The 8,029-nt window shown below is 42.0% G+C and carries 8 protein-coding genes; 3 read left to right on the top strand and 5 right to left on the bottom strand.

Annotated features, from left to right (window positions below; all coding sequences use genetic code 11):
• Positions 1 to 212: 212 nt before the first annotated feature.
• The gene (locus FTV31_RS08235) at positions 213 to 440 is read left to right on the top strand and encodes a hypothetical protein (protein WP_004786112.1); all 228 of its coding nucleotides are present in this window, start codon (positions 213 to 215) and stop codon (positions 438 to 440) included.
• Here the strand turns inward: FTV31_RS08235 and FTV31_RS08230 are convergent.
• The 4 genes from FTV31_RS08230 to FTV31_RS08215 form a co-directional block, all read right to left on the bottom strand.
• The gene (locus FTV31_RS08230) at positions 403 to 1,257 is read right to left on the bottom strand and encodes a DMT family transporter (protein WP_180014186.1); all 855 of its coding nucleotides are present in this window, start codon (positions 1,255 to 1,257) and stop codon (positions 403 to 405) included. The two genes, FTV31_RS08235 and FTV31_RS08230, sit on opposite strands and share 38 nt — an antisense overlap.
• Before the next feature lie 85 nt (positions 1,258 to 1,342).
• On the bottom strand, positions 1,343 to 2,380 hold the full coding sequence (fba, locus tag FTV31_RS08225) for a class II fructose-bisphosphate aldolase (protein ID WP_180014184.1): 1,038 nt from the start codon (positions 2,378 to 2,380) through the stop codon (positions 1,343 to 1,345).
• A 120-nt stretch (positions 2,381 to 2,500) separates the two neighbouring features.
• Positions 2,501 to 2,779 carry a hypothetical protein gene (locus tag FTV31_RS08220; protein WP_180014182.1) on the bottom strand — a complete coding sequence of 93 codons (279 nt, stop codon included), beginning with the start codon at positions 2,777 to 2,779 and terminating at the stop codon, positions 2,501 to 2,503.
• Positions 2,780 to 2,930: 151 nt separating this feature from the next.
• Positions 2,931 to 4,118, bottom strand: coding sequence for a phosphoglycerate kinase (locus tag FTV31_RS08215; RefSeq protein WP_180014180.1), 1,188 nt, complete (start codon positions 4,116 to 4,118; stop codon positions 2,931 to 2,933).
• Positions 4,119 to 4,259: 141 nt separating this feature from the next.
• Between FTV31_RS08215 and FTV31_RS08210 the strand changes: the two genes are divergently transcribed.
• Both FTV31_RS08210 and FTV31_RS08205 read left to right on the top strand, forming a co-directional pair.
• Entirely contained in the window at positions 4,260 to 4,643 is a 384-nt protein-coding gene (locus FTV31_RS08210; RefSeq protein WP_034170328.1) for a DUF2237 family protein, read from the top strand.
• Positions 4,643 to 5,236 (top strand): nucleoside triphosphate pyrophosphatase, encoded by a 594-nt coding sequence (locus tag FTV31_RS08205; protein ID WP_180014178.1) that lies wholly within the window; start codon positions 4,643 to 4,645, stop codon positions 5,234 to 5,236. Before FTV31_RS08210 ends, FTV31_RS08205 begins: the two co-directional genes overlap by 1 nt.
• A gap of 60 nt (positions 5,237 to 5,296) precedes the next feature.
• Here FTV31_RS08205 and FTV31_RS08200 read toward each other — a convergent pair.
• On the bottom strand, positions 5,297 to 8,029 hold a 2,733-nt coding region (locus FTV31_RS08200), incomplete at its 5' end, for a VWA domain-containing protein (RefSeq protein WP_180014176.1).

Below are 8,029 nucleotides of genomic sequence, written 5' to 3'. Positions count from 1 at the left end.
AATAATTCAAGTGAATTTGTTTGAAAGAAGAACTTTAAAAGCTTTATTTTCACCCGATAAAATACCCATAAAACAAGAGGAAGCTCATTTGAGCTTCCTCTTGTGAAAAATTGTGGGACAGCAATGGTCTAGTGCCCCTTTTCTTGTCAATTCGGGCCTAATTTTCGCTTTATTCTCCAAACATCCAACTAGAATAACAATTAGAGGTACCCATGTCTGTTTTACCATCCAGCTCTTTAAAATTCGAATGCAAACACTGCGATAAGATCTATTTACATCACTATGCTAATGCCCAGCATCGTTATCCGCATTGTCCAGACTGCAAACAGGCAGGCTTATTGCTTGGACGGGCTGAAAAAGAAGACCTGTTACGTTATCCGCTTGAATTTGCATCTTCCTATGTTAAACAGACATTGCATATGCTAGGCAAACAACACTAATCACACCTAGAATCAACCCGATCACACTTGCAGGTTTGAGTCGTTCTTTAAAGATGAGCAATCCTGCAATCACACCAAAAATCACCACCAGAATATTCATGCCCGCAAATACAATCGCTGGCGTATCTTTGAGCATCATGTGTGCTTTGACGTAAAAAGCAATATTGGCAAAGTTCAACGCACCCAATAACAGACCGAAACCAATATCCTTGCCAGAACCCAGATGACGATATTGCAGCAGCAGATAGATCATCGACAGAATCATGGCGCAGATAAACATCAAGTTCAGTGCCACAGCAAATTGTAGACCAAGGCTGGTAGTATATTTCAACAAGACATCAATCAGTGCATAACCAAACCACACCAGGCCCAGAAAAAACATTCCCTGCCTGGAGCTTTCTGATGCCTGACGATGTGAGAATAGAATGCACAGTACGGAACTTATCCCTAAGGCAATACCAAGAATTTTGAGCTGGTTAAATTGTTCCTGAAAAATGAAATAAGCAGCGGCCAGTGATAATACGACTGATAATCGCTGGGCAATTTCAGTTTTTAAGATTCCTGCTGTTTGTAATGACTTGGCCAGAAATAGAAATACACTCGGTAATAAAACGCCAAGCGCCAGAATCAGTAGCCATGGAGTCTGACTCATGGAAATATGCTGAATGTCTGGCTTGAACCAGAAAAAACACAATACGCTAGCTGTGACATAATTCCAGCTAATCATGTGGATTGGACTCAAGCCTCTATTCTTAGCGATTTTTAAGAGTATTGAGACTGCAACACTACATAATGCTGCAATAAAAATCAGTTCCATATGCTGCTCTTATTCTTCATCTTTATTTATATATAAAAAAGCCCACATTCGCTGTGGGCTCTTCTTATAAATTATTCACAAGGAATTATTTATAACGCTCAACCATTTTCTCTAAAGAGATTGGACGAATCTTGTCTGCATTACCTGCAGTACCAAATGCTTCGTAACGGTCGATACAGATTTGCTTCATTGCATCTACAGTTGCGCTGAAGAATTTACGTGGATCGAATTCGCTTGGTTTTTCAGCCATCATACGACGCATTGCACCAGTAGAAGCTAAACGCAAGTCAGTATCGATGTTGATTTTACGAACACCATGCTTGATCGCTTCAACCAGTTGCTCAACAGGAACACCATAAGTTTCTTTGATGTCGCCGCCATACTGGTTAATCACAGCCAGCCATTCTTGTGGCACAGAGCTTGAACCGTGCATTACAAGGTGAGTATTTGGCAGTGATTCATGAATTTCTTTAATGCGGTCAATTGCAAGAATATCGCCTGTAGGTGGACGAGTAAACTTGTACGCACCGTGTGAAGTACCCACTGCAATAGCTAATGCGTCAACGTTGGTATCTGCAACGAATTGACGAGCTTCTTCAACTGAAGTTAGCAGTTGAGAATGGTCAAGTACGCCTTCAGCGCCTACACCATCTTCTTCGCCTGCCATACCTGTTTCAAGGCTACCCAAACAGCCGATTTCACCTTCTACTGAAACGCCACATGCATGTGCCATTTGTACAGTACGGCGAGTCACATCAACGTTGTATTCGTATGAAGTTGGTGTTTTACCATCTTCACCCAGTGAACCGTCCATCATAACTGAAGTAAAGCCTAACTGGATTGAACGTTGACATACGTCAGGGCTAGTACCATGATCCTGGTGCATTACCACTGGAATATGTGGCCATTCTTCAACTGCAGCCAAGATAAGGTGACGTAAGAATGGTGCACCTGCATATTTGCGAGCACCTGCAGATGCCTGCACGATTACAGGTGAATTCGTTGCATCTGCTGCGAGCATGATTGCGCGCATTTGTTCTAAGTTGTTTACGTTAAACGCTGGTACGCCGTAAGCATGTTCGCCGGCGTGATCCAAGAGCTGGCGCATCGAAATAAGAGCCATAATATCCTCCCAGGTAATGGGCCATATTCTACATGTTCAACTATTGCAATACAGCCAAAAAATACAATATTTTATAAAAAATCCCTGCAAAAGCAGGGATTTTTACTTGCATAGTCTGAGTTATGGTGTCATAGGCTCGGAAGCACCTGTTACAGATTCAGCTGCAGTCGCGGCATCTGCAGGTGCATTGGCAATTTCAGCCGGAACATCTGTATTTTTTTCATCCAGAACCGGTTTATCAATCGCATCAATTGCGGCTTGCTGTTCCGGACTAATAGTCTCTTCATTTACAGCTGTTGGATTTTCTACGTCCTCTGCCGGTGTATTTTTCTGCTGGGTACAGGCAGTAAACATAAAAGATGCTGCCAGCAATGCAGCTAAAATGAGGTGCTGTTTCATCTAAAGATCTCATCTTCATACTCTATTGTCTGCATCTTATGACAGCTTTATTGCACTTTAATGAATCAATGATGAACAGATCTGGAATAAATAAGCTTTAAAAATAAAAAAAAGCTGGCATCAAGCCAGCTTTTTACATTAGGGCATGCGATTAAGCACGTTCTAACAATACTGCTACTGCAGGAAGTGTTTTGCCTTCAACAAATTCAAGGAATGCACCGCCACCAGTTGAGATGTAGCCAATTTTGTCAGCAACTTCGTATTTGTCGATTGCAGCTAAAGTATCGCCACCACCAGCAATCGAGAAGCCTTCAGATTCAGCAATCGCTAAAGACAATGCTTTAGTACCTTCACCGAACTGATCTACTTCGAATACGCCGACTGGACCATTCCAGAGAATTGTTTTAGAGGTTTTCAGGATTTCAGCAAATGCTTTTGCAGTTTCTGGACCAACGTCAAGGATCATGTCATTGTCAGCAACATCTTCAACTTTCTTCACAGTCGCTTTAGCGGCAGTTAATGAACCCAGGAAGTCATCAAAGTTGATTTCAGAGGCATCAGCAACAACTACATCAGTTGGAAGTGGAACTGAAACTTTTGCTGCAATCGCTTTCGCTGTATCAATCAGGTCATTTTCACACAATGATTTACCCACATTGTAACCAGCAGCTGCAAGGAACGTATTTGCGATACCACCACCAACAATCAATTGATCACAGATATCAGACAATGAAGTCAAAACATCAAGCTTGGTAGAAACCTTAGAACCTGCAACGATCGCTACCATTGGTTTTTCAGGCGTTTTCAATGCACGGCCAAGAGCATCTAGCTCAGCTGCCAATAAAGGACCTGCTGCTGCTACTTTAGCTAAACGAGCGACACCTTCAGTTGATGCTTCTGCACGGTGTGCAGTACCAAATGCATCCATCACAAATACGTCGCAAAGTGCTGCATATTTCGCTGCAAGTTCAGGATTATTTTTCTTTTCACCTACGTTGAAACGGCAGTTTTCCAGTAAAACCACTTGACCCGGCTGAACTTCAACCCCATCCAGATAGTCTGTGAAAAGTTTTACTTCCTGACCCAATGCTTCAGTCAGATAAGCTGCTACAGGCGCAAGAGACTGTTCAGCCTTCGGCTCACCTTCAACTGGACGACCAAGGTGTGAATACACCATGACAGCCGCGCCCTTTTCTACTGCAGCTTTAATTGTTGGTAATGCAGCACGTAGACGCGCATCGCTAGTGATTACACCATTTTTAACCGGTACATTTAAATCTTCACGGATCAGAACACGTTTACCCGTCAGGTCAAGGTCAGTCATACGCTGAAAGTTCATTGTAGAGCTCTCTTTATAGATATTAAAAACGAGGCGATTTTAAATGATTATGCAGAAAAAGGTTAGCATCTTTTGCAGAAAACATTATGAATGCCAAAGTTTTGTTATGATAGAAAAAAGCTTCTTCCAGATTCAGTACCTATGTCGATACATCCTGATCCTAATCTTAACCGTCTTAATGTTCTGGGCGAGCCTTTGGCGAGCTGTTGTTTTGATCCCATTACAGGGTATTTCCGTAATGGCTTTTGCCATACCGCACCTACCGATCTGGGACAGCACACTGTCTGTGCACAGATGACCTCTGAATTTCTGAATTTTTCCCAGAAAGTGGGCAATGACCTGATTACACCGTTACCAGAACTGGGATTTCCTGGACTGCAACCTGGTGATTTCTGGTGTATCTGCGTGACACGCTGGGTAGAAGCTTATGAAGCTGGACAAGCACCACCGATCAAGCTGCAAGCCTGTCACAAAGCTGTCCTTGCTTACGTTCCTCTCCATATTTTAGAAGAATACGCTGTCTAATGAATACCGCAAAAATCATCTTGGCTTCTTCAAGCCAGACCCGTAAAGAACTGATGAACCGTTTACGCCTTGATTACGTATTGGTCGTCCCGGACATAGATGAATCACCCCAAGGTGAAAATCATGCGGATGAATTAGCCAAACGCCTGGCTTTTGAAAAAGCTCGTCATGTCGCTGAGCAACATCCTGATGCGATTGTGATCGGTTCTGATCAGGTAGCCTGGCGTGAAGGCGCACCAGATATCTTTATGGGTAAGCCTTTAACAATAGAAAAGGCCATTCGCCAGCTGCAGGCCAATTCGGACAAGATTGTGTATTTCAGTACGGCTCTTAGCGTTCAGCAGAAATCAACCGGTTTTGAACGTACGCTGGTAGAACATTACAAAGTCAAATTCCGCAAACTGTCTCAAGCGGAAATTGAGCGTTATGTAGAGATCGAACAGCCCCTGCATTGTGCCGGTAGTTTTAAATGTGAAAGCCTTGGGATTAGTCTGTTTGAAACCATGATCGGGCAGGATCAAACTACCCTGATGGGTATGCCGATGATTCAGCTATGCAATATTCTGCGTGAGCTAAAGATTTTAGTTCCTTAATCCTTTAAAGAAGTAATAAAAAAGCAGTCCCAAGACTGCTTTTTTAAATCATGATAATACTTAACCAATAATTAGCTGGTTCTCAGACAAAAGCTGCTGCAAAGTGAGTCCTTGCTGATTTTCCAGAATCAGTAGATCTATGCACTGGAATTCTGATTCTGATCCATCTCGGTCAACACGAATCACTGCATGACCGTCTATATCCTCAACTGTAATATAGTCATTGATATTACTTAGGTCAGACAGTAAACCATCAAAGAACTCTTTATCAAACTGGATAACATCAACATCCAGCAAGTTAGAGTTTTGCCCTGAACCTGCTAAATTAAAATCGATCCAGGTATCTACACCATGACCGGCAGTTGCATCCGCTGCATCTAATACTTCGTAGACCAAAGTATCCACACCTAAGCCTGAAGAAATCAGGTCATTACCTTGATCAGCATAGATGGTGTCATTCCCCGCACCCGCGATAATAATGTCATCACCACTGCCCGCCTTGATAATATCATTACCGCCATGGGTATCATTTTCCTTGATAAAGTCTCTAAAGTGTTTTTTGAGGTAGGTATAGACTTCTTGCTGGGTTAATACCTCACCTACAGTTTTTTGTGATTTCAAGTATTCTTCAATCACAATATAACCAGAACCTTGCGAAGAAATACGTCCATCCCAAGTCAGGTGATCCGTATTGATCGTATCCGCAAAGATGACATCGGCACCGGCACCGGCATGAATATTATCATGACCCATCGGATTGAGCTGAGTAACCAGTTGTTCTCCAATAATATAAGCCATCAATTCTTGCGGAGTTTTCAGTACAGCAACCGAGCCTTCACCAATAGCAACTTTCTCCCCCTGTTCATTGGTATTGTCATATAGTTTAAGCGTTTCCTCTTTTGGATGAAGAATACCTGCCGCAAACACTTTTGAGAGTTGATCTAATTTGGCAAAATTTGTCTGGTTACTAGAAATATTGTCGGTCGGTTCACCATCCGTAATGAAATAGGTCTGGTTTTCATAACCTGAATTTTTGATATTCGCGCTATTAAACCAGTCAGTTGCCTGTTTAAAGGCTTCATTATAGTCAGTTCCTCCTGATGAGAAGGTTCCGGAAGTTGCAGTAATCTTTTGACTAATCCACGACTCTAGTTCTGCGAGTTTTTTTGGATCTTTTAAGCTTTGAGCAGAAATTTCGATAGATTTTCGATTGCCTGAATAGTTGAATCCCCAAGAATCTTTCGAACTAAAGGTCATAATTTTGAAATTAATCAGGCCATCATGCTTGGCTAAAATGGAACTAAAATGTTTGAGCACTTCTTGCACCATTTGTGCATAAGTCATATTTTTACCATTATATTTAATGGTGCCCGCCATACTGCCAGACAGGTCAATTAACATGGCGATATTGTAGTTTTTACCGGCTTCAGTATAAGTTTGTACTCCACCCAAATCACCCACCAGGATATCTTCAGAACTTCCTCCGACAATATCATCATCTCCATCACCACCAACCACAATCTGTGCCGAGGTAATTTCAACAGGAATAGTTCCTATTACAGGTTGAGACGGCAGGCTTTCTAATTGAGACTGAATATCTTTAACGATACCAATCACTTCCACCTGCGTATCCATACGCAAATGCCCTGCTGGAACATCAACACTCCATGAATTATCTGCCTCATCAATAACAGCTTCATAAGTCTTGCCAGCGACTTTTACTTCAACTTTGACAGCTTCACTACCTGCCGAACCCGAAATACTTCCTTTAATTTTTACTGAAGTCGTAATTTCTGGATCTTTCAGCAAAGCAATAGGCTCAATTGAAACTTCTGCTAAAGGTAATACCCAAATGTTTGATGAAGTTAAGCTATCTGCCTGACGCTGGGTTTCTAAATCCACTACTGTAGCGAGTACTATATATTGACCAATATTAAGTGCTTGCGGAACCTGAATACAGAAATGACCAGCTTCATCCACACACGTGGTAAGAATTTGAATATCTCCAGATCCATCACTTATTTTAAGTATAACTACACTCCCGGCTGACGCATTTGAATAGCCACTTAAAACCGGGTATTGCTCAGTGCTTTTTTCCGGCTCTTCAAGGCATACAGTTAAGTTATCTACAATAGCTTCTGCATATGAGCAGCTAGTACGGTTACTATTAGGTTCAGTCACGCTGACTTGTACGCTATATTGCCCATCTGCCAAGGCATCTTCCACTACCACCTCAAACAGACCACCTTTCGCTACTGTTTTCAGGGTTTGTTCATTTCCTGCGGCATCTATCACCACGACTATGATTTTTGTGCCATCAGCTAATGAAGTAGTACCACTGATAGTCGGATATTGCTCAAAACTATCCTCTAAGGGATTCAACTTTACACTTACAGCATAAACTTCGGCTGCTGATTCCGTACTGGCAGTACGCTCACTTTCAATTTCTGTCACGCTGGCTTCAACACAATACTGGCCATCTGCCAGAATATCTGGCATTTGTGCTTCAAACACACCGTTTTGAGCTGTTGTTATTAAAGTTTGTACTGAATCTACTGAATCCCTAATAACAATAACAATTTCACTTCCATCTTGGGCATTGGTTTGACCAGTAATAACTGGACGCTGTTGATACCCACTTTCTAATGAAAGGCAAATTTCCAAATTTGAATCAACTGGATCCACCGGATCTACAGGATCAATCGGGTCTACTGGATCTATTGGATCTATTGGATCTATTGGATCTATTGGATCTATTGGATCTATTGGATCTATTGGATCTATTGGATCAAC

Source organism: Acinetobacter sp. YH16031 (genome assembly GCF_013417335.1).
In the GTDB taxonomy this organism is placed as follows: domain Bacteria; phylum Pseudomonadota; class Gammaproteobacteria; order Pseudomonadales; family Moraxellaceae; genus Acinetobacter.
This window is presented reverse-complemented; position numbering and strand designations above follow the sequence as displayed.